At 37.4% G+C, this 18,540-nt stretch carries 22 protein-coding genes; 17 read left to right on the top strand and 5 right to left on the bottom strand.

The features are described from left to right. Window positions 1–37 precede the first annotated feature (37 nt). From upp to AADV52_RS04735, 14 genes are all read left to right on the top strand, one after another. The gene (gene upp / locus AADV52_RS04800; RefSeq protein ID WP_014919071.1) at window positions 38–667 is read left to right on the top strand and encodes a uracil phosphoribosyltransferase; all 630 of its coding nucleotides are present in this window, start codon (window positions 38–40) and stop codon (window positions 665–667) included. Between the two features lie 123 nt (window positions 668–790). Further along, the gene (gene atpB, locus AADV52_RS04795; protein ID WP_014563875.1) at window positions 791–1,504 is read left to right on the top strand and encodes a F0F1 ATP synthase subunit A; all 714 of its coding nucleotides are present in this window, start codon (window positions 791–793) and stop codon (window positions 1,502–1,504) included. A gap of 19 nt (window positions 1,505–1,523) precedes the next feature. Continuing rightward, a complete protein-coding gene (atpE, locus tag AADV52_RS04790; protein WP_005718768.1) occupies window positions 1,524–1,748 on the top strand; it encodes a F0F1 ATP synthase subunit C in 225 nt (74 codons plus the stop codon). 51 nt (window positions 1,749–1,799) lie between these two features. Further along, window positions 1,800–2,309 (top strand): F0F1 ATP synthase subunit B, encoded by a 510-nt coding sequence (atpF, locus tag AADV52_RS04785; protein ID WP_014919070.1) that lies wholly within the window; start codon window positions 1,800–1,802, stop codon window positions 2,307–2,309. Next, a complete protein-coding gene (locus tag AADV52_RS04780) occupies window positions 2,309–2,857 on the top strand; it encodes a F0F1 ATP synthase subunit delta (protein ID WP_014919069.1) in 549 nt (182 codons plus the stop codon). Before atpF ends, AADV52_RS04780 begins: the two co-directional genes overlap by 1 nt. Before the next feature lie 14 nt (window positions 2,858–2,871). Then, window positions 2,872–4,383 carry a F0F1 ATP synthase subunit alpha gene (gene atpA / locus AADV52_RS04775; RefSeq protein ID WP_012211671.1) on the top strand — a complete coding sequence of 504 codons (1,512 nt, stop codon included), beginning with the start codon at window positions 2,872–2,874 and terminating at the stop codon, window positions 4,381–4,383. Window positions 4,384–4,393: 10 nt separating this feature from the next. Further along, window positions 4,394–5,356 (top strand): F0F1 ATP synthase subunit gamma, encoded by a 963-nt coding sequence (locus AADV52_RS04770; protein ID WP_014919068.1) that lies wholly within the window; start codon window positions 4,394–4,396, stop codon window positions 5,354–5,356. Window positions 5,357–5,378: 22 nt separating this feature from the next. Further along, window positions 5,379–6,818, top strand: a complete 1,440-nt coding sequence (gene atpD, locus AADV52_RS04765) for a F0F1 ATP synthase subunit beta (RefSeq protein ID WP_014919067.1) — start codon at window positions 5,379–5,381, stop codon at window positions 6,816–6,818. Window positions 6,819–6,829: 11 nt separating this feature from the next. Then, the gene (locus tag AADV52_RS04760; protein WP_014919066.1) at window positions 6,830–7,270 is read left to right on the top strand and encodes a F0F1 ATP synthase subunit epsilon; all 441 of its coding nucleotides are present in this window, start codon (window positions 6,830–6,832) and stop codon (window positions 7,268–7,270) included. Window positions 7,271–7,333: 63 nt separating this feature from the next. After that, window positions 7,334–7,564: a DUF1146 family protein gene (locus tag AADV52_RS04755; protein WP_003626167.1), complete on the top strand. Its 231-nt coding sequence runs from the start codon at window positions 7,334–7,336 to the stop codon at window positions 7,562–7,564. An 83-nt stretch (window positions 7,565–7,647) separates the two neighbouring features. Then, window positions 7,648–8,637: a rod shape-determining protein gene (locus AADV52_RS04750; RefSeq protein ID WP_014919065.1), complete on the top strand. Its 990-nt coding sequence runs from the start codon at window positions 7,648–7,650 to the stop codon at window positions 8,635–8,637. A 13-nt stretch (window positions 8,638–8,650) separates the two neighbouring features. Next, window positions 8,651–8,944: a membrane protein insertion efficiency factor YidD gene (gene yidD / locus AADV52_RS04745; protein ID WP_080588364.1), complete on the top strand. Its 294-nt coding sequence runs from the start codon at window positions 8,651–8,653 to the stop codon at window positions 8,942–8,944. A gap of 8 nt (window positions 8,945–8,952) precedes the next feature. After that, complete coding sequence (locus tag AADV52_RS04740) at window positions 8,953–9,180, top strand: DUF2969 domain-containing protein (RefSeq protein WP_003626171.1); 228 nt, start codon at window positions 8,953–8,955, stop codon at window positions 9,178–9,180. 21 nt (window positions 9,181–9,201) lie between these two features. Then, window positions 9,202–10,395: an FtsW/RodA/SpoVE family cell cycle protein gene (locus tag AADV52_RS04735; RefSeq protein WP_014919063.1), complete on the top strand. Its 1,194-nt coding sequence runs from the start codon at window positions 9,202–9,204 to the stop codon at window positions 10,393–10,395. Between the two features lie 65 nt (window positions 10,396–10,460). Here the strand turns inward: AADV52_RS04735 and AADV52_RS04730 are convergent, their stop codons facing one another. The 5 genes from AADV52_RS04730 to rpsD all read right to left on the bottom strand — a co-directional run bounded on the left by AADV52_RS04730 (window position 10,461) and on the right by rpsD (window position 14,060). Next, complete coding sequence (locus AADV52_RS04730; protein WP_014919062.1) at window positions 10,461–10,925, bottom strand: universal stress protein; 465 nt, start codon at window positions 10,923–10,925, stop codon at window positions 10,461–10,463. Between the two features lie 67 nt (window positions 10,926–10,992). Next, window positions 10,993–11,274 carry a hypothetical protein gene (locus AADV52_RS04725; RefSeq protein WP_003626176.1) on the bottom strand — a complete coding sequence of 94 codons (282 nt, stop codon included), beginning with the start codon at window positions 11,272–11,274 and terminating at the stop codon, window positions 10,993–10,995. A gap of 304 nt (window positions 11,275–11,578) precedes the next feature. Continuing rightward, the gene (locus AADV52_RS04720) at window positions 11,579–12,892 is read right to left on the bottom strand and encodes a replication-associated recombination protein A (protein ID WP_014919061.1); all 1,314 of its coding nucleotides are present in this window, start codon (window positions 12,890–12,892) and stop codon (window positions 11,579–11,581) included. Continuing rightward, window positions 12,892–13,359 carry a YueI family protein gene (locus AADV52_RS04715; RefSeq protein ID WP_014919060.1) on the bottom strand — a complete coding sequence of 156 codons (468 nt, stop codon included), beginning with the start codon at window positions 13,357–13,359 and terminating at the stop codon, window positions 12,892–12,894. Before AADV52_RS04715 ends, AADV52_RS04720 begins: the two co-directional genes overlap by 1 nt. 89 nt (window positions 13,360–13,448) lie before the next feature. Then, window positions 13,449–14,060 carry a 30S ribosomal protein S4 gene (rpsD, locus tag AADV52_RS04710; RefSeq protein WP_014919059.1) on the bottom strand — a complete coding sequence of 204 codons (612 nt, stop codon included), beginning with the start codon at window positions 14,058–14,060 and terminating at the stop codon, window positions 13,449–13,451. Between the two features lie 282 nt (window positions 14,061–14,342). Here rpsD and ezrA point away from each other — a divergent pair, with 282 nt between their 5' ends. The 3 genes from ezrA to thiI all read left to right on the top strand — a co-directional run bounded on the left by ezrA (window position 14,343) and on the right by thiI (window position 18,520). Further along, on the top strand, window positions 14,343–16,052 hold the full coding sequence (gene ezrA / locus AADV52_RS04705; RefSeq protein ID WP_014919058.1) for a septation ring formation regulator EzrA: 1,710 nt from the start codon (window positions 14,343–14,345) through the stop codon (window positions 16,050–16,052). A 90-nt stretch (window positions 16,053–16,142) separates the two neighbouring features. Beyond that, on the top strand, window positions 16,143–17,303 hold the full coding sequence (locus AADV52_RS04700; RefSeq protein WP_014919057.1) for a cysteine desulfurase family protein: 1,161 nt from the start codon (window positions 16,143–16,145) through the stop codon (window positions 17,301–17,303). Then, window positions 17,303–18,520: a tRNA uracil 4-sulfurtransferase ThiI gene (gene thiI, locus AADV52_RS04695; RefSeq protein WP_014919056.1), complete on the top strand. Its 1,218-nt coding sequence runs from the start codon at window positions 17,303–17,305 to the stop codon at window positions 18,518–18,520. The genes AADV52_RS04700 and thiI overlap by 1 nt, the downstream gene beginning before the upstream one ends. Window positions 18,521–18,540 lie beyond the last annotated feature (20 nt).

Below are 18,540 nucleotides of genomic sequence, written 5' to 3'. Positions count from 1 at the left end.
ATATTTATAATCAGATTATTTGTTATAGGAGGCATATATGGGAAAGTTCGTAGTTTTGGATCACCCATTGATTCAACACAAGTTAACTATCATTCGTCGTAAGGACACAGGTTCAAATGAATTTCGTAGAATTGTTGGCGAAATTGGTGGATTAATGACCTATGAAATTACAAGAGATTTACCACTTGAGGATGTTGAAATTGAAACACCAATGGGTAAAACTGTCCAAAAGGGAATTGCTGGCAAGAAATTGACAATTGTGCCAATTTTACGTGCAGGTATCGGAATGCTTAACGGTGTTCTTGACATGGTACCATCAGCTAAAATTGCGGTCATTGGTATGTATCGTGATGAAAAGACTTTGAAGCCACATGAATACTTCTTCAAGGCTCCAAAGGATATTGCTGAACGTGAATGCTTGGTTGTTGATCCAATGCTTGCAACTGGTGGCTCAGCAAATGATGCCATTGCTGCATTGAAGAAGCGCGGCGTTAAAGAGATCAAGTTGGCAGTTTTAGTAGCAGCTCCAGAAGGAATTAAGGCTGTTCAAGAAGCTAACCCAGATGTTGATATTTACGCAGCTGCTGAAGATGAAAAGTTGATGGATAATGGCTACATCTTCCCAGGTTTGGGTGATGCTGGTGACAGATTATTCGGAACTAAGTAATTCCCTTTTCGTAAAAAAATATTCATTAGAATACGCTTACATGTTACACAAAGGACTTTTTTGGTGTTAAGATGATTTAAGTGTTCGAGTTTAATTCAACACGAGAAGGGAGGTCACGAAGTAATGGAGAAATCATTTGTTTTTAAATTCATGGGCTTGAATTTTGATCTTACTGGGATCATCGGTTCAACGCTAATGGCTTTAGCAGTTTTTCTTATCTGCCTTTGGCTTGCAAGAAAAGTTGAAATGAAACCTAATAAAAGACAAAATGTTTTTGAATATTTACTAGATTTTACTAATGGTATCGTTAAAGATAATGTTAGTGATGTAGATGCGCAAAAACACCTATCTTTATATGCATTTGTTTTATTTCTTTTCATTTGGTTCATGAACCAATTGGGTATGTTCATGGAAGTCAAAGTTGATGATTGGGTCTTTATCAAGTCACCAACTGCTGATCCAGTAGCGACAATGTCGTTTGCAATGATGACCTTGCTTCTATCGTTCACATTTGGCGTACAAAGATTTGGCGTTGGCGGCTATTTAAAGAATTATACGCAGCCAGTTGGTTTTATGCTCCCAATTAACATTATTGAAGAGTTTACCAATTTCTTGACCTTATCATTACGTTTATATGGGAACATTTATGCTGGTGAAGTTTTGCTTACATTAATTGGTAATGATCTAGCACATGCTGGTGGACCATTTACATTGATTCTAGCAGCTCCATTGGCCATGATTTGGCAAGGTTTCTCTGTCTTCATTGGCTCTATCCAGGCATATGTTTTCGTAACTTTATCAATGGTTTACATTGGTAAGAAGGTTACTACAGAATAAATTTTGGAGGTATAAATTTATGTCAGAAGCTTTTAAATACCTTGCTGCATCCATCGCAGCTGGTTTAGCAGCTTTAGCTGCTTCATTGGGTAACGGTAAAGTTATTTCAAAAACTCTTGAAGGTATGGCTCGTCAACCTGAAAGTGCAGGTAACTTAAGAGCAACAATGTTTATCGGTGTTGGTTTGATCGAAGCCGTTCCTATTTTAGCTATCGTTGTTGCCTTCTTGATTCTTTTCCTTTAATAAATTTTTTAAAACTAAAGGATTTAAGTATTAAAGAGAGAAGGGCAGTAAATGACTATTCAAACATTATTTGCAGCCTCACATCATATTTACCTAGGTAACGCACTCTGGTATTTAATTTGTTTTGCCATCTTGTTGTTACTGATCAAGCACTTTGCTTGGGGCCCAGTATCAGACATGGTGGAAAAGCGGCGGCAAAAAGTTATTAATGACTTGGATTCAGCTGCAAGTGATCGCAAAAAGGCTGAAATGCTTGCTAACGAGCGTGAAGCTGCCTTGAAGAACTCAAGACAAGAAGCAACACAGATTCTCTCTGACGCTAAAGCTAATGCGCAAAAAACTGGCAAAGAAATCGTAGCAAGTGCAATTGAAGATGCTGCAGCAATTCGTAAGAAGGCAAATGAAGAAGCCGCTAAGGCTAAATCAGATGCATTGGATTCTGCACGTGATCAAGTTGCTGATATTTCTGTAGCTATTGCTGAAAAAGTAATCGCTAAGAATTTATCTGCTGAAGACCAAAAAGATTTAGTCGACCAATTTATTAAGGGGTTGGATGATTAATGGCTTTAAGTAGAGAAGAAGTAGCTGCACGCTACGGTGCCGCTTTGTTCGGCTATGCGCAAGATAATAAAGTACTTGATAATGTTTATGACGAAATGATGGAGTTGAAAAAGGCAGTAATTGCCACTCCTCAAGTTATTAGCGTTTTAAGTGATCCTATCTTAAACAGTAAGGATAAAAAAGGTTTCTTAACTGCTATTGAAAAAGATTTTTCAGAAGAAGTACAAGTTTTTTTAAATTTACTGCTTGAATATGATCGTTTTGCATATTTGGTCGATATCATTGATCAATTTGCTGTACTTTATGATGATAAAAACAAGATCGCATCTGGTACTGCAACTACAGCAGTGAAGTTGGATGATGATCAGCTTAAGCGTTTAGGTGATGGTTTCGCTAAGAAATACAACTTGAATGCTGTGCGTCTTGAGAATAAAGTTGATCCAAGTATTTTAGGCGGCGTGATTCTTCAAGTTAAGGATCGCGTGATTGATGGATCAGTTAAAAATAAACTGAAGAAGATCCGTGCGCAAATAATTGATGAAAATTAAAAGAGGTGAAACCATTGAGCATTAAAGCGGAAGAAATTAGCTCCTTGATCAAGCAACAACTTGAACATTACGACGACAAGCTCGACATTAACGAAGTTGGTGTTGTAACTTATGTTGGTGATGGTATCGCCCGGGCTCACGGTCTTAATAATGCATTGGCCGGTGAGTTATTAAAATTTGATAACGGTTCATACGGTATCGCTCAAAACTTGGACTCTAGTGATGTAGGTATCATCATTTTGGGTCAATTTGACAATATCCGTGAAGGTGACCGTGTTCAAAGAACTGGTCGAATTATGTCAGTTCCTGTTGGTGACGCCTTAATCGGTAGAGTAGTTAACCCATTGGGTCAACCAGTTGACGGTTTAGGTGAAATTAAATCTGATAAGACACGTCCTATTGAAGAAAAAGCTCCAGGGGTTATGGACCGTCAATCAGTTAACCAACCACTTCAAACTGGTATTAAAGCTATTGATGCCTTAGTTCCAATTGGTCGTGGACAGCGTGAATTGATTATTGGTGACCGTAAAACTGGTAAGACTAGTTTAGCCATCGATACAATTCTTAACCAAAAGAACCAAGACGTAATTTGTATTTATGTTGCTATTGGTCAAAAGGAATCAACCGTTAGAACTCAAGTAGAAACTTTAAAGCGTTTCGGAGCAATGGATTACACCATTGTTGTTGAAGCGGGCCCAAGTGAACCAGCCCCAATGTTATACATTGCACCATATGCTGGTACTGCTATGGGTGAGGAATTTATGTACAATGGCAAGGATGTATTAATCGTATTTGACGACCTATCTAAGCAAGCCGTCGCTTACCGTGAACTTTCTTTGCTTCTCCGTCGTCCGCCTGGTCGTGAAGCTTACCCAGGTGATGTCTTCTACTTACACTCACGTTTACTTGAACGTAGTGCTAAGTTGAGTGACAAACTTGGTGGTGGATCATTGACTGCATTGCCAATTATCCAAACTGAAGCGGGAGATATTTCTGCATATATTCCAACCAACGTAATTTCTATTACTGATGGTCAGATTTTCTTACAAAGTGATTTGTTCTTTGCTGGTACTCGTCCAGCCATTGATGCTGGTAACTCAGTTTCTCGTGTTGGTGGTAACGCCCAGATTAAGGCTATGAAGAAAGTTGCTGGTACTTTACGTACTGACCTTGCTGCTTATCGTGAACTTGAAAGTTTTGCTCAATTTGGTAGTGATCTTGATCAAGCCACTCAAGCTAAGTTGAACAGAGGTCAAAGAACTGTTGAAGTTTTGAAGCAACCACTTCATGATCCTATTCCAGTTGAGAAACAAGTTTTGATTCTTTATGCTTTGACTCACGGTTATCTTGATTCTATTCCAGTTGAAGACATTAGTCGCTTCCAAAACGAATTGTTTGATAACTTTGACAGCAGTCATGCTGACTTGCTTAAGACAATTCGTGAAACTGGTAAATTACCAGATGACAAGAAGTTGTCAGCAGCTATTGAGGAATTTAGTGAGAGCTTTGCACCAAGTGAGAAATAGGAGGTAGAATATGCCTGCATCTTTACTTGAGTTGAAGAAGAAGATTGCTTCAGTTAAGCAAACTGGTAAGATTACGGAAGCCATGCGAATGGTTTCTGCATCAAAGTTAAACCAAACTGAAGATCGCGATAAAGGCTATACCATTTATAACGATCATGTTCGTAAGACCATTTCTCGTTTAATTAGTTCACAAGTGGTAGATAGCTTACGTGAACAAGACGTAGCAATTGACAAGAGAAATATTGCCAAGATTGACTACACCGATGTATTTGGCTTAGGAATTACTGCTGATATGATTCAACCACGAAAAAATATTAAGTCTACTGGCTTTTTAGTAGTGAGTGGTGATCGTGGTTTGGTAGGTTCTTATAATAGTAATGTTATTAAGAACATGATGGGAATCTTTGAAGATGAACGTGCGCAAGGTCATGATGTTAAAGTTTTGGCTGTAGGTTCAGTTGGAGCACAATTTTTCAAGAAGAACAATGTTAATGTTGTTTATGAAAAAAATGGTGTTTCTGATGTCCCAACTTTTGATGAAGTTTTGCCAATCGTTTCAACAGCGATCAAGATGTTTTTGAACGGTGTGTTTGACCAACTTTATGTATGTTATACGCACCATGTAAATTCATTATCATCTGCATTTCGTGTTGAAAAGATGCTGCCAATTGTCGACTTAGATATTGGTGTTAAAGAAGCTGAAGCACATAGAGAATTAGAATATGATATTGAACCAGATTCTAATAGAGTATTAATGAAGTTGTTACCACAGTATGCGCGTTCAACCATTTATGGTGCTATTTTGGATGCAAAGACTGCAGAGCATGCTAGTTCAATGACAGCAATGCAGAGTGCAACTGATAATGCTAAGGATTTAGTTTCAAATTTAACTACGAAATTAAATCGTGCTAGACAGGCACAAATTACTACTGAAATTACTGAAATTATCAGTGGTGCAAATGCCTTAGAGTAATAAAGAAAAGGAGGTAGATGTTTTGAGTGAAGGTGAAATCGTTCAAGTAATCGGCCCAGTTGTCGATGTAAAATTCCCAATCGATAAGAATTTACCTGATATTAACAATGCCTTGCGTATAATTAAATCCGAGAACGAAAGTATTGTTCTTGAAGTTACAGTTGAGCTTGGTGATGGTGTTTTAAGAACGATCGCCATGGAATCTACCGATGGTCTTCGACGTGGTATGAAAGTTGAAGATACTGGTGGCCCAATTTCAGTTCCTGTTGGGGAAGATACATTAGGTCGTGTATTCAACGTTTTAGGTCAACCAATTGATGGTGGTCCAGCATTCTCAAAGGATCACCCTCGTGAAAGCATCCATAATGAAGCACCTAAGTACGAAGATTTGACTACTAGTCGTGAAATCCTTGAAACTGGTATCAAGGTTATCGACTTGCTTGAACCATACGTCCGTGGTGGTAAAGTTGGTTTGTTCGGTGGTGCCGGTGTTGGTAAGACTACCATTATTCAGGAATTAATTCACAACATCGCTCAAGAACACGGTGGTATTTCCGTATTTACTGGTGTTGGTGAAAGAACTCGTGAAGGTAACGACCTTTACTTCGAAATGAAAGCTTCAGGCGTTTTAAGTAAAACTGCCATGGTATTTGGTCAGATGAACGAGCCGCCTGGTGCCAGAATGCGTGTTGCGTTAACTGGTTTGACTCTTGCTGAATACTTCAGAGATGTTGAAGGTCAAGATGTTTTGCTCTTTATCGACAACATTTTCCGGTTTACTCAGGCCGGTTCAGAAGTTTCAGCTTTGCTTGGTCGTATGCCAAGTGCCGTTGGTTACCAGCCAACTTTGGCAACTGAAATGGGACAATTGCAGGAAAGAATTACTTCTACTAAGAAGGGTTCAATTACTTCAATTCAAGCCGTTTATGTTCCAGCCGATGACTATACCGACCCAGCTCCATCAACCACATTCGCACACTTGGATGCTACTACTAACTTGGAACGTAGTTTGGTTGAACAAGGTATTTATCCAGCCGTAGACCCGCTTGAATCATCATCAAGTGCTCTTGATCCAGAAGTTGTTGGTAAAGAACACTATGAAGTTGCTACGCGAGTACAACATGTTTTGCAACGTTACCATGAATTGCAAGATATTATTTCTGTTTTGGGTATGGATGAATTGTCTGATGAAGAAAAATTGATCGTTGCACGTGCACGTAAAGTTCAATTCTTCTTGTCACAAAACTTCTTTGTTGCTGAACAGTTTACTGGTGTTCCAGGTTCATATGTTCCAATTAAGGAAACCATTAAGGGCTTTAAGCTTATCTTGGATGGTCATCTTGATGACTTACCAGAAGATTCGTTCCGTGGCGTTGGTCCAATTGAAGATGTTTTGAAGAAAGCACAAGAAATGGGCGTAACTCCAAGTGATCCAGAAGCTAAAGCATTACTAGAAAAGTAGGGTGATGTCCAATGGCAGATCCAGAAAAGCTTTTTAGAGTAGATGTTGTAACTCCTAATGGAATGATTTATTCACATCGTGGAAGCATCGTTGATGTGCGTGCCATAGATGGTGAACGTTCAATAATGTATAATCACGTACCTTTATTAACTCCATTAGTAATTAGTGAAGTTAAGGTTAAACGTAGGCGTGAAATGGATTCAAAAATTGACCATATCGCTATTAGTGGTGGTTATATTGAATTCTCCAATAACGTAGCTACGATTATTGCAGATAGTGCTGAACGTGCCAGAAATATTGATATATCTCGTGCTCAAGCCGCTAAGGAAAGAGCCGAGAAGCGTCTAAAGGAAGCACGTGAAAAGCATGATGAGCGTACTCTTGAACGTGCTGAGGTTGCTTTAAGACGAGCAATGAACAGAATTAGTGTTTACAACACTAAAGGTCACTAAAAGAGATAAAAAGACGAATGCAGATTTTGCATCCGTCTTTTTTATTAAATAAAGGAAAAGAATATGTTTCAGTTAGGCGTTCATGCCATTATTAGCATAGTAATTTATTTGATTACAATAGGATTGTCTTTTCAGGCAATGAAAGCTGTGCAACTTGAAAAAATAATTCGTAAAGGTCATGTGTTTGAAACACAATTATTATATTTATTTATAGCCATTGCTTTAGGCTTTTTGGTTGGTAATTTTGTAATTACATTTATCGATACTTCGATGCAATTAAGCAATTTGTTTTAAAGATTGTGTTAAAACAAGGATAGTAAAGGAAACTCTTATTTGTTTATGGTAAAATGGACGATGAATAAATATGGAGGGTTATCGTGGCACGAGATATAGGAATTGATTTAGGAACAGCTAATGTACTAATCAATGTCTCTGGAAAAGGGATAGTTTTAAATGAACCATCTGTAGTGGCTGTTAATACTGATACTAATAAAGTAGTAGCAGTTGGCTCAGAGGCATATGAAATGGTGGGAAGAACACCAGGTAATATTCGCGTAATTCGTCCATTGAAGAATGGTGTAATTGCGGACTTCGATATTACAGAAGAAATGCTGTCATACTTTATTGAAAAGTTAAATGTAAAAGGCTTTATGTCTAAGCCTAATATTTTGATCTGTGCTCCTACAGGAGTTACTTCGATTGAACAGAAGGCAATTATTCAAGCTGCTGAAAAATCAGGCGGTGGCAAAGTTTACCTTGACTTTGAACCTAAGGTAGCTGCAGTAGGTGCAGGACTTGATATTTTTAAACCACAAGGTAATATGGTTATTGATATCGGTGGTGGTACTACTGATATTGCCGTTTTATCAATGGGTGAGATCGTTACTTCACGGTCACTTAGTTATGCTGGTGATCGAATGAATCAAGCGGTTATTAGCTACATTAAAAATAAGCATAATTTATTGATCGGTTCAAGAACTGCCGAACAAATTAAGATTGAAATCGGTAGTGCATTTGAACCAGATGAAGATCAACAAATTAAGGTTCGTGGTCGTGACGTAGTTGATGGATTACCTAAGCAAACTACAGTTACTGCCCCTGAGATTCAACATGCTTTGCAAGATGGTTTGATGTCAATCATTGCAGCGGCTAAAGAAGTATTAGAAACTACGCCACCTGAGCTTTCAGCTGATATCATTGATCGTGGTATCATGCTTACCGGTGGTGGAGCACTATTGAAGAATATTGATAAGTTGATATCATATTACTTGCAAGTTCCAGTTTTAACAGCTGATCACTCATTGGAAGCTGTTGCTTTGGGAACTGGTACTTTGCTTAAGAATATTGAAAAACATCAACGACACTAAGTGAGGAGATTACTTGCGGAAGATTTTGATTTTTATCGTACGCATTTATCAGACTTTGATTTCACCATTATTTCCGCCGAGTTGTAGGTATTATCCCACATGTTCTAATTACATGATCGATGCTTTGAAAAAATATGGACCAATTTTAGGGCTAATTATGGGAATTAGTCGTATATTAAGATGTAACCCATTTGTACGCGGTGGGGTGGACCCAGTTCCTGATAATTTTACTGTTTTTCGAAATCCACATCCTGAGAGATACGAAGATGAAATTATTGCATCTAAGTTTCACTCGGATAGCAAGTAGGAGGATTTATGTCTAAAAAGTTAGAAAATATTGATATTGAAGTTAATGAACTTAAGGGTAAGAATTTACCAACTTGGGAAGTTATCATTCCTAACAAAAAGTCCATTGGTTTAATCGAAAAGGTTGAAGGTCGTTATCGTGCTACTACGACTAAGACTAGCAATGTATTATTTGCTAATAGTCTAGAAAGCAGTATCAATGACTTACTTTCATACTTTACATTGCATGAAAAATAAAATATAAGTAGTGATTATTTAATGGCAAAAGTTGAAAACAAAACAAGTCTAATTGACCGATTAGCATGGAATATTATCATTCCCGTAGCGCTATTGGCCTTGATCAGTTTGTATTGTATTTACGTAGCTGCACTAGGGGATCCAAGTCATATTGGTTTGCCTGTTAAAGCTGTGGTTATGCAGGCATTATGGTATCTGATTTCTATTGTAATTGTCGTAATTGTAATACAGTTTGATGCTGATCAATTATTTAAGGTGGCGCCGATATTCTTTGGGATAGGAATATTCTTGTTAATAGCGGTTTTGTTCTTCTATAATCGTAGCGTTGCAGCAGATACTGGGGCAAAAAGTTGGTTCAAGTTAGGGCCGGTTACATTTCAGCCTTCTGAAATAATGAAGCCAGCGTTTATTTTGATGTTGGCACGCGTAGTTAAAGATCATAATGATAAATATGGTCATACAATTAAATCAGATTGGTTGTTGCTAGGTAAAATAGTTGCTTGGCTTGCACCTGTAGCAATTCTATTAAAATTGCAGAATGACTTTGGTACTATGCTGGTATTTATCGCGATTGTTGGTGGTGTAGTATTAGTTTCCGGTATATCATGGAAGATTATAATTCCTCTATATGGAATAGTCATCGTTGGTGCGATTGCAGTTATTCTAATGGTGGTAACGCCAGGAGGACAAGCATTTTTAAGCCATTTCTTCCAGGCATATCAGTTTGAAAGAATTAAGTCTTGGCTTAATCCATCAGGGGATACATCATCAGGTGCTTACCAGTTATGGCAGAGTATGAAGGCGATTGGGTCAGGTCAACTTTTTGGTAATGGCTTTGGTAAAGCCAGCGTATATGTGCCAGTTCGTGGTTCTGACATGGTGTTCTCTGTAATTGGAGAAAACCTCGGTTTCGTAGGCTGTGTAGCATTGATTTTGATTTATTTATATCTGATTATTCAAATGGTAAAAATTTCATTTAATACTAGAAATGCATTTTATTCATACATTTCTACGGGTGTTATTATGATGAGTTTATTCCACGTATTTGAAAATATTGGTATGAATATTGATTTGTTACCATTGACTGGTATTCCATTGCCATTTGTTTCTCAAGGTGGTTCAGCCTTGGTAGGAAACATGATTGGTATTGGTTTGATTTTATCAATGAAATTCCACAATCGTGACTACATGTTTAGTACTGCTGGTGATTTCTAGAATATAAATAAAAAAGGTATTTAAGCTTAGAACTTAAATACCTTTTTTGATTAATAATATAGAAATTAGCCTTCTAATGCGTTAGCAATTTCTTTGGCACGACATACTAAAACATCACATTTAGCAGTTCTAGTTACGTATTCTGTAACACTACCAATTAATAAACGTTCTACTGCGTTTAAACCAGTTGCACCAACAACGATTAAGTCAATGTTGTGCTTCTTAGGAAAATCATGACCGATAATTGTCTTAGGTGAACCAAATTCAATTGAATAATGAGAATCTGTTACGCCAGCCTTGTTAGCACGAGCTTGGTAATCCTTCATTCTCTTTTCGGCATCTTTAGAAACTTGTTCTACCATTGCTGAATCAAAGCTTGAAACATTTTGGAAGGAACGAGTATCAATAACGTGTAAGATTTCCAATGTAGCGTGGTTACGTTTTGCAATAGCAACGGCCTTGCTGAAAGCTAAATCGGCTTCTTTAGAACCATCGACGGAAACTTGAATATTCTTATATTGTGAAAGCATTTTCTAAACACCTCTTCCTGATATCTATTTTACCAAAATTTCATCTATTATTAGAAGGTTTATATTTTTATTTTTTGGAATCTGTAATTAAAAGACTGAAAGCAAGAATTGTGAGGGAGGCAAGAAATAGTGTGATCAAGTTAAGATATTTGTTGCCCATAAATAAGATGACAATTCCAATTGCACTTTCAGCTACCAAGGCAATTGAAGTCCATTTTAAGACGTTGGTTAAGCGAGGATTGCCGCCTACGTCATAGATTAAAAAATGTCCATTTCGTCTATGCCACATATACCATGCTGTCAAAAGCAAAAGTAGAATAAAAACAATCATTACAATTTTTATTATCATTTATTTTAACTCCAATAATAAAAAGACGGCCTTTTAAGACCGCCTTCCTGATATTCAAAAGAAATCCGAGTTGACTAAACAAAGCATAATGACGCTTGTTGAACCCGCAGTGTTCAAAATTTGAGCTAACATCGCAGCGAATATGGATCCTGTGACGAGACAGTATTCCGATTCGGTAGTTATTTGCTAACTCCCACGTCTTCTAGTTTGATCGGTCAACTTTATACATTTAAGCTTGTCGATCAACTCAGATCACTTATTATAATACGCAATCAGATTAGCCTTGTCAACAATATTGGATGCGCTAACTATTAGAGTGCTTATTTAAATTTTCATGCTGCATTTTCTTTAATTTTTGATAAATCAGCTTATATCTTTCTTCGACTTTAGAATTTCCTTTAGGAGTGAAGTAACTTGCATTTAACAGATTATCTGGCAAGTATTGTTGAGCAACCCAATCATTTTCGAAATCATGAGGGTAGATATAATTAACCCCATGTCCCAATTTTTTAGCACCGGAATAATGGGCATCTTTTAAATTAACTGGAATAGAGCCAATGTTTTTATTTTTAACGTCATCAATTGCGCGGTCGATGGCAGTAATAGCGCTGTTGCTTTTAGGTGAAAGAGCCAGCTCAATTACTGCATTGGCAAGTGGAATGCGAGCTTCTGGAAATCCTAGGGTCTGTGCAGCCTGAATGGCCAATATGGCGTGTTCTGCGGCACTTGGATTGGCTAGCCCTATATCTTCATAGGCAATGACGGAAAGACGTTGACAAATTGAAATCAGGTCACCTGATTCGATTAATTTTGCTAAATAGTGCAAAGCTGCATCTGTATCAGAGCCTCGAATCGATTTCTGAAAAGCTGATACCAAATCATAGTGTCCGTCTCCAGAAGAATCAAAGTTTTGGACCTTCATTTGGATGGAATCAGCCATTTCTTGCTGAGTAATTACAATAGAGTCTGTATCTTGATGATTGTCTTTTAATTCTTGCTTGGTGGATAATACTGCAAGCTCTAATGAGTTTAAAGTAGAGCGGAGATCACCATTGCCTTTTTCGATTAAAAGAGAACGTGCGTCGTCAGTTAATTCGACAGGGTAATTGCCTAAGCCGTTTTCTTTGTCTGTTAAGGCACGGTCAATTGCGCTTGAAGCATCTTGAGCGGATAAAGGCTTTAATTCAAAAATTTGGCAACGTGAACGAATAGCGGGGGAGATAGAGATATATGGATTCTCTGTCGTGGCACCGATTAAAATGATTTGTCCTGATTCAAGCAAGGGTAGAAGAAAGTCTTGTTTAGTTTTATCTAAACGATGAATTTCGTCTAATAATAAAATCACGGTACCGCTCATTTTCCCTTCTGCGGCAATTTGCTGTAATTGTTTCTTTCCGTCAGTAGCTGCGTTTAATTTTCGAAAAGCATATTTAGTGGAACCGGCAATTGCACTTGCAATACTGGTTTTACCAATACCAGGAGGGCCATAGAGGATCATCGATGATAAAAGACGGGCTTCAACCATTCGACGAATAATTTTACCAGGACCAATTAAATGCTGCTGTCCGACGACCTGATCAAGATTTTGCGGACGCATTCGATAAGCTAATGGTTTCATTATTTTTCACCATGTAAAAGTTTATGCCAAAAGCTTTCTTTTTTTTCGGGTGCTTTTAATTCAGTTTTTGGCATTTCAGGAGCGTATACTTGGGTAATTTCAATTCTTTGACGATTAATTGCATTCTTAGAAACTACTAAAACAGCAGAATCTTCAGGACCAGTTTTAGCAGTTTCATTGTTAACTAAGGTAAAAGGAATATTTTTCTTGCTGCAAGCTGCTTCAACTTCACCTAACAATCCATCGTCAGTAATGGTGCCATTAATCAAAATAGTGTAGCCTTTGAAATCGTCAATGTGTTTTAAGAAAAGACTAGTGAGTTCTGGGTCCTTTACTTCAGTATTGTTCATGCGGACATAAACACGTTCACGCAATGAACCTAAATATCGACGTCGCTCATCAGGCTTAGTCTGTGGGTTTATTCCTTGCGCAGCTTGTTCTACGCGTTTACTTAAATCATCACTCATAAAATCATCCTTTCTTTATTACTATTAATTGTAACAAAAAAACCTTCCCCAATACTGGGAAAGGTTTTTGACAAAATAAAATGTAAAAATTAAAGTAACTTGTTGTACCATTCAACAACGAGTGATTCATCAATTTCTGGTTCCATTTCGTCACGTTCTGGCAAACGTACAAGAGTACCTTCCATCTTGTTGTCATCAAATGAAACAAATGATGGACGAGCATTAACTGCATCTAAGGCATCCTTAACTTGTTGCAAGTTCTTTGACTTTTCCTTCAAGCCAATGGTTTGACCAACACTGACTTCGTATGAAGGAATGTCAACACGCTTGCCGTCAACAGTGATGTGACCGTGGCTAACTAATTGTCTAGCTTGTTCTCTAGTAGTAGCTAAGCCGAGACGGTAAACAATACTGTCCAAACGACGTTCAAGCAAAATCATGAAGTTGGTACCGTGTTCACCTTCACGGATCTTACCAGCACGAGTGAACAAAGTTCTAAATTGACGTTCGTTCAAACCGTACATCCAACGTAACTTTTGCTTTTCGTGTAATTGTTGGCCATATTCTGACAAACGACCACGGTTGTTAGGACCGTGTTGACCTGGAGCGTAGTTACGACGTGCGATTTCCTTACCAGTACCTGAAAGTGAGATACCTAATCTTCTTGAACGTTTCCAACTTGGACCTGTATATCTTGACATAAAAATCCTCCATAAAATTTAAAATAATAATTTCTGGAGTAAAATATTACAAATAAGTTCAACATTCGTGCATCTTGGATTTACATTTTCGCCCAATGCAGCGCGGGTTACTCGTTCACTTAAGCGTTTCAAGATGTTGACGTTCTTGTCACTTATTGCTGCAAATATTTTACACGAATAGTATTATATAGAGTTCAGAATAATAAATCAAGAAATACAACAGCTTTTGCACATCTTTAGGCCATGTTTTGTTATAATTATTGTAGTTTTGGAGGATAAACAATGTCATCAATTCAAACTATTATTATTGTCGCCGTTGTCATCCTTATTATTGTAGTCGTTGCTTCGATGTTGCTCATTAATCGTAAGCAGCTGCGGGAAGTCGAGGTAATCGATGCAGCTCTTAATGAAATTGAAGAGATGCACCTTGAAGAAGATATCAAACGACTGAATAAAATGGATTTGGCGGGCGAAAGTCTAACCACATTAAATACTTGGCGCAAAAGTTATAAAGAGGCTTCAACTAAGAAATTGCCTCGTGTACAAAAATTAGTTGAAGAAGCGGCAAATGAAAATGCAACGTACAAACTTTTTAAAGCCAGAAAGAAAATAAAAGAAGCACAGCAAATAATTAAACCGGCTTTAGAAGATGCACGTAACACTAAGGCAGTATTTACTGAATTGCTTGAATCAAATAAAGAAAATCAAATTCAGTATGATGCTTTAATTAAAGTCTATCGTGAATTGAGAAAAGACGTTTTAGCTAATTCATTTGAATACGGTGCAGCAATTGACCAAATTGAAGATCAATTGGCTTCAATGGAGCGCGATTTTGAAGAGGCTAAGAATCTTTCATCTCAGGGGGATCACGTAGAAGCTAAGCGTGTTTTATCTAAGATCCGCATGTCTTTAGCGGCTTTGCAAAAACAATTGCCTAAAATTAAAGAAGGCTACCATCAATTAGAGGTTGTTTTCCAAGATCAACTTAAAGAATTATCTAATGTTTATAAGAAGATGATTTCAGAAAAGTACTACATTACTAAAGTTGATGTTTTAAGCAGAATTAAAGACATTCATGATCAGATTGATAGTGCACGCAAATTATTGTCAGAATTAAAAGTCGATGAATTAGCTAACGAAAATAAAAAGATTTCTAGTGAAATTGATGGACTTTACGATGTTTTGGCAAAAGAATATAAGGCTCGCCCCTTCGTTGAAAAGAATCAAAGCAAGATGTTGGCATTGATTTCTTACCAACAAACGGCATCTAAAAAGCTAGTTGAAAAGTTGCAGCATATTGATGAAAGCTATGAATTGACTCACGGCGAACTTGAAAAAAGCAAAGAACTTGAAAAAGAAGTCAATGACATGAATCGTCAATATACAGTTGATACGCAAAATATTGCTGATGGCAAAGGCGTATATTCTGCAATTCAAGATTCATGGCTAGAAATGCTTGATCGCTTGCGTGAGATCGATGCTGAGCAAGTAAAAATGTCTACGGATGTTGATGGCTTATATGACTCTGAAAATGTGGCTAATGATTCAATTAAACATTTTAAGCAAGAAGTATCATTAGTTTATCGCCGACTTGAAAGACGTAGTTTGCCAGGCAATCCAGATAGTTTTATTCAAATGTATACCTTGGTCGTTAATGAAATTGGGCATGTTAGTGATGAATTAAGTCAAGTTAGAATTAATATGGAAAAGATTTCTAACGAATTGATTCAAATATCTGATGATGTTGAACGACTTAAGCGTGAGGCTGACGATATTATCAATTCTGCCAACTTGGTTGAATTGACTATGCAGTACTCAAATAAATATGCTGATAAAGATTCAATTAAGCAAGCACAAAAGAAGGCAATGCAGCTTTACGATGAATATAATTATAAAGAAGCATTAGACACTATCGCTACGGCAATTGAAAAGGCAGAGCCAGGTAGTTATCAACGTCTTGAAAATGCATATTATTCTGAACAAAAAGAATAAATAATTGAAGCTTTTCATTATTTAAGCTAAAATCTAATAGTCACTAAACGGTCAAGTAGTTGACCGTTTTTTATTAGGGGAGTTTTAAACGTGATTTATTTTGATAATAGTGCAACAACAAAAATAGATCCTCAAGTTTTAGATACCTACAATAAGGTAGCAACTAATATTTGGGGAAATCCTTCAAGTTTGCATAAGATGGGTGATCGTGCTCATCAAATGCTTGAAGCTTCACGCAAACAAATTGCAGACTTGCTTGGAACCAAGCAGCATGAAATTTTTTTTACCTCAGGTGGTACGGAATCAAATAATGCCGCAATTAAAGGAACTGCAATTCAAAAACGCGAATTTGGTAGGCATATTATTACATCAAGCGTAGAACATGCTTCTGTAGCTAATAGTTTTAATACCTTGGAAAACTTGGGCTGGCGCGTTACCCGTTTGCCAGTTGATAAGGAAGGCAGAGTCAACGTCAATGATTTAAGAAATGCCATTGATTCTGATACTACCTTGGTTTCAATCATGGGCGTTAATAATGAAATCGGTACGATTCAGCCAATTGATGAAATTAGTGATTTGCTTGATAACTATCCTACTATTCAATTTCACGTTGATAATGTTCAAGCATTAGGTAAGAATATTTGGGATAAGGTATTTACGCCACGAGTTGATTTATCAAGCTTATCAGCACATAAATTCCATGCACCACGTGGTATTGGTATTCTTTATAAAAAGGAAGGCAAGATGCTTACTCCACTTCATGATGGGGGTGGTCAAGAAAAGGGTCTTCGTTCAGGTACTGAAAACTTGCCAGCTATTGCAGGTATGGCTAAGGCTATCCGCCTTTTGTTAGAAAATGAACCTGAAAAAGCAAACCGCGAAGCAGCAATTAAGGCAAAAATCGTTGACTATTTGAAAGGTAAGCCAGGAATTGATATCTTTTCACCAGTAAGTGACGGTTTTGCACCACATATTCTTTGCTTTGCATTAGAAGGAATTCGTGGTGAAACCTTAGTCCATACTTTGGAAGATCAAGATATTTATACTTCAACTACTTCTGCTTGTGCATCAAAGACTGCAGATGAAGCCAGCACCTTGGTTTCTATGCGAATTGATGATAAGATTGCTACTAGCGCAATTCGTTTAAGTTTTGACGAAACAAATACGCTTGAAGAAGCAGATGAATTTATCAAGGTCTTTGATAAGATTTATAATCATTTTGCTAAAATTAATCACTTGGGAGATAATTAATGGAATATACAGAAGTTATGGTCCGTTACGGGGAACTATCAACTAAGGGAAAGAATAGAAAGGACTTTATCAATCGCTTAGCTAGCAACGTTGAAAAGGTCTTAAAAGATTTCCCTCAAATTGACTTTCACCCTCGTCACGACCGGATGCATATTGTTTTAAATGGCGCACCTTTTGCGGAAGTAGATAAGCGCCTTAAGAAAGTATTTGGTATTCAAACCTACTCACCAGCTATCAAAATTCCTAAGACTTTGGAAGATATTGAAAAGACTTCTTTAGAATTAATGCAGGAAACTTTTAAGCCTGGCATGACTTTTAAGGTTAATACTAAGCGCAGTGATCACAAGTTTGAATATGATACTAACCAACTTAACAATTTGGTTGGTGATTATTTATTCGATCATATCGACCACTTGAAGGCTGAAATGAAGCACCCTGATTTAGTACTTAGAATCGAAGTGCGTCAAGATGCTGTTTATATTTCTAACCAATTGCTTCATGGTATTGGCGGGATGCCCGTTGGTACTGCTGGCAAGGCTGTGATGATGCTTAGTGGTGGTATTGATTCACCAGTTGCTTCATACCTTGCAATGAAGCGTGGGGTTGATATTGACATGGTGCACTTTTTCAGTCCACCTTACACTACTGAAAAAGCTTTAGCTAAGGCTAAGGAATTAACTGGTATTTTGGCAAACTATGCAGGTAAGATTAACTTTATCGCTGTGCCATTTGCTGAAATTCAGGAAACTATCAAGGAAAAATTGCCAGAAGGTTACTTGATGACTGTACAACGTCGCTTCATGTTGCAACTTGCAGACCGTATTCGTGCTAAGCGCGGTGGTCTTGCAATCTTTAACGGTGAATCTGTTGGTCAAGTTGCTTCACAGACTTTGCAATCAATGGTTGCTATTAATGATGTGACAACTACACCAGTTATTCGTCCAGTTGCTACAATGGATAAGACTGAAATTATTAAATTGGCAGAAGATATTGGTACTTTTGATCTTTCAATTCAACCATTTGAAGATTGTTGTACTATCTTTGCTCCACCACGTCCTAAGACTAAGCCAAAGCTTGATAAGGCCCGTGAATACGAAGCTCGTCTTGATGTTGAAGGCTTGATTCAAAGAGCGATGGATGGAATTGAAGTAATGCCAATTTATCCAAATGAAAAATTTATCAACGATAAGATCGAAGAAGATCAAGATTTGTTGTAAAAAGTTATGCCGACAGAATG

Source organism: Lactobacillus helveticus, from assembly GCF_046109915.1.
Classification (GTDB): domain Bacteria; phylum Bacillota; class Bacilli; order Lactobacillales; family Lactobacillaceae; genus Lactobacillus; species Lactobacillus helveticus.
This window is presented reverse-complemented; position numbering and strand designations above follow the sequence as displayed.

Excerpts from the sequence above, each read along its gene's own strand:
- upp (WP_014919071.1), top strand. The coding sequence starts at position 38 with ATGGGAAAGTTCGTAGTTTTGGATCACCCATTGATTCAACACAAGTTA.
- atpB (WP_014563875.1), top strand. The coding sequence starts at position 791 with ATGGAGAAATCATTTGTTTTTAAATTCATGGGCTTGAATTTTGATCTT.
- atpE (WP_005718768.1), top strand. The coding sequence starts at position 1,524 with ATGTCAGAAGCTTTTAAATACCTTGCTGCATCCATCGCAGCTGGTTTA.
- atpF (WP_014919070.1), top strand. The coding sequence starts at position 1,800 with ATGACTATTCAAACATTATTTGCAGCCTCACATCATATTTACCTAGGT.
- AADV52_RS04780 (WP_014919069.1), top strand. The coding sequence starts at position 2,309 with ATGGCTTTAAGTAGAGAAGAAGTAGCTGCACGCTACGGTGCCGCTTTG.
- AADV52_RS04770 (WP_014919068.1), top strand. The coding sequence starts at position 4,394 with ATGCCTGCATCTTTACTTGAGTTGAAGAAGAAGATTGCTTCAGTTAAG.
- AADV52_RS04760 (WP_014919066.1), top strand. The coding sequence starts at position 6,830 with ATGGCAGATCCAGAAAAGCTTTTTAGAGTAGATGTTGTAACTCCTAAT.
- AADV52_RS04755 (WP_003626167.1), top strand. The coding sequence starts at position 7,334 with ATGTTTCAGTTAGGCGTTCATGCCATTATTAGCATAGTAATTTATTTG.
- AADV52_RS04740 (WP_003626171.1), top strand. The coding sequence starts at position 8,953 with ATGTCTAAAAAGTTAGAAAATATTGATATTGAAGTTAATGAACTTAAG.
- AADV52_RS04735 (WP_014919063.1), top strand. The coding sequence starts at position 9,202 with ATGGCAAAAGTTGAAAACAAAACAAGTCTAATTGACCGATTAGCATGG.
- AADV52_RS04730 (WP_014919062.1), bottom strand. The coding sequence starts at position 10,925 with ATGCTTTCACAATATAAGAATATTCAAGTTTCCGTCGATGGTTCTAAA.
- AADV52_RS04725 (WP_003626176.1), bottom strand. The coding sequence starts at position 11,274 with ATGATAATAAAAATTGTAATGATTGTTTTTATTCTACTTTTGCTTTTG.
- AADV52_RS04720 (WP_014919061.1), bottom strand. The coding sequence starts at position 12,892 with ATGAAACCATTAGCTTATCGAATGCGTCCGCAAAATCTTGATCAGGTC.
- AADV52_RS04715 (WP_014919060.1), bottom strand. The coding sequence starts at position 13,359 with ATGAGTGATGATTTAAGTAAACGCGTAGAACAAGCTGCGCAAGGAATA.
- rpsD (WP_014919059.1), bottom strand. The coding sequence starts at position 14,060 with ATGTCAAGATATACAGGTCCAAGTTGGAAACGTTCAAGAAGATTAGGT.
- ezrA (WP_014919058.1), top strand. The coding sequence starts at position 14,343 with ATGTCATCAATTCAAACTATTATTATTGTCGCCGTTGTCATCCTTATT.
- thiI (WP_014919056.1), top strand. The coding sequence starts at position 17,303 with ATGGAATATACAGAAGTTATGGTCCGTTACGGGGAACTATCAACTAAG.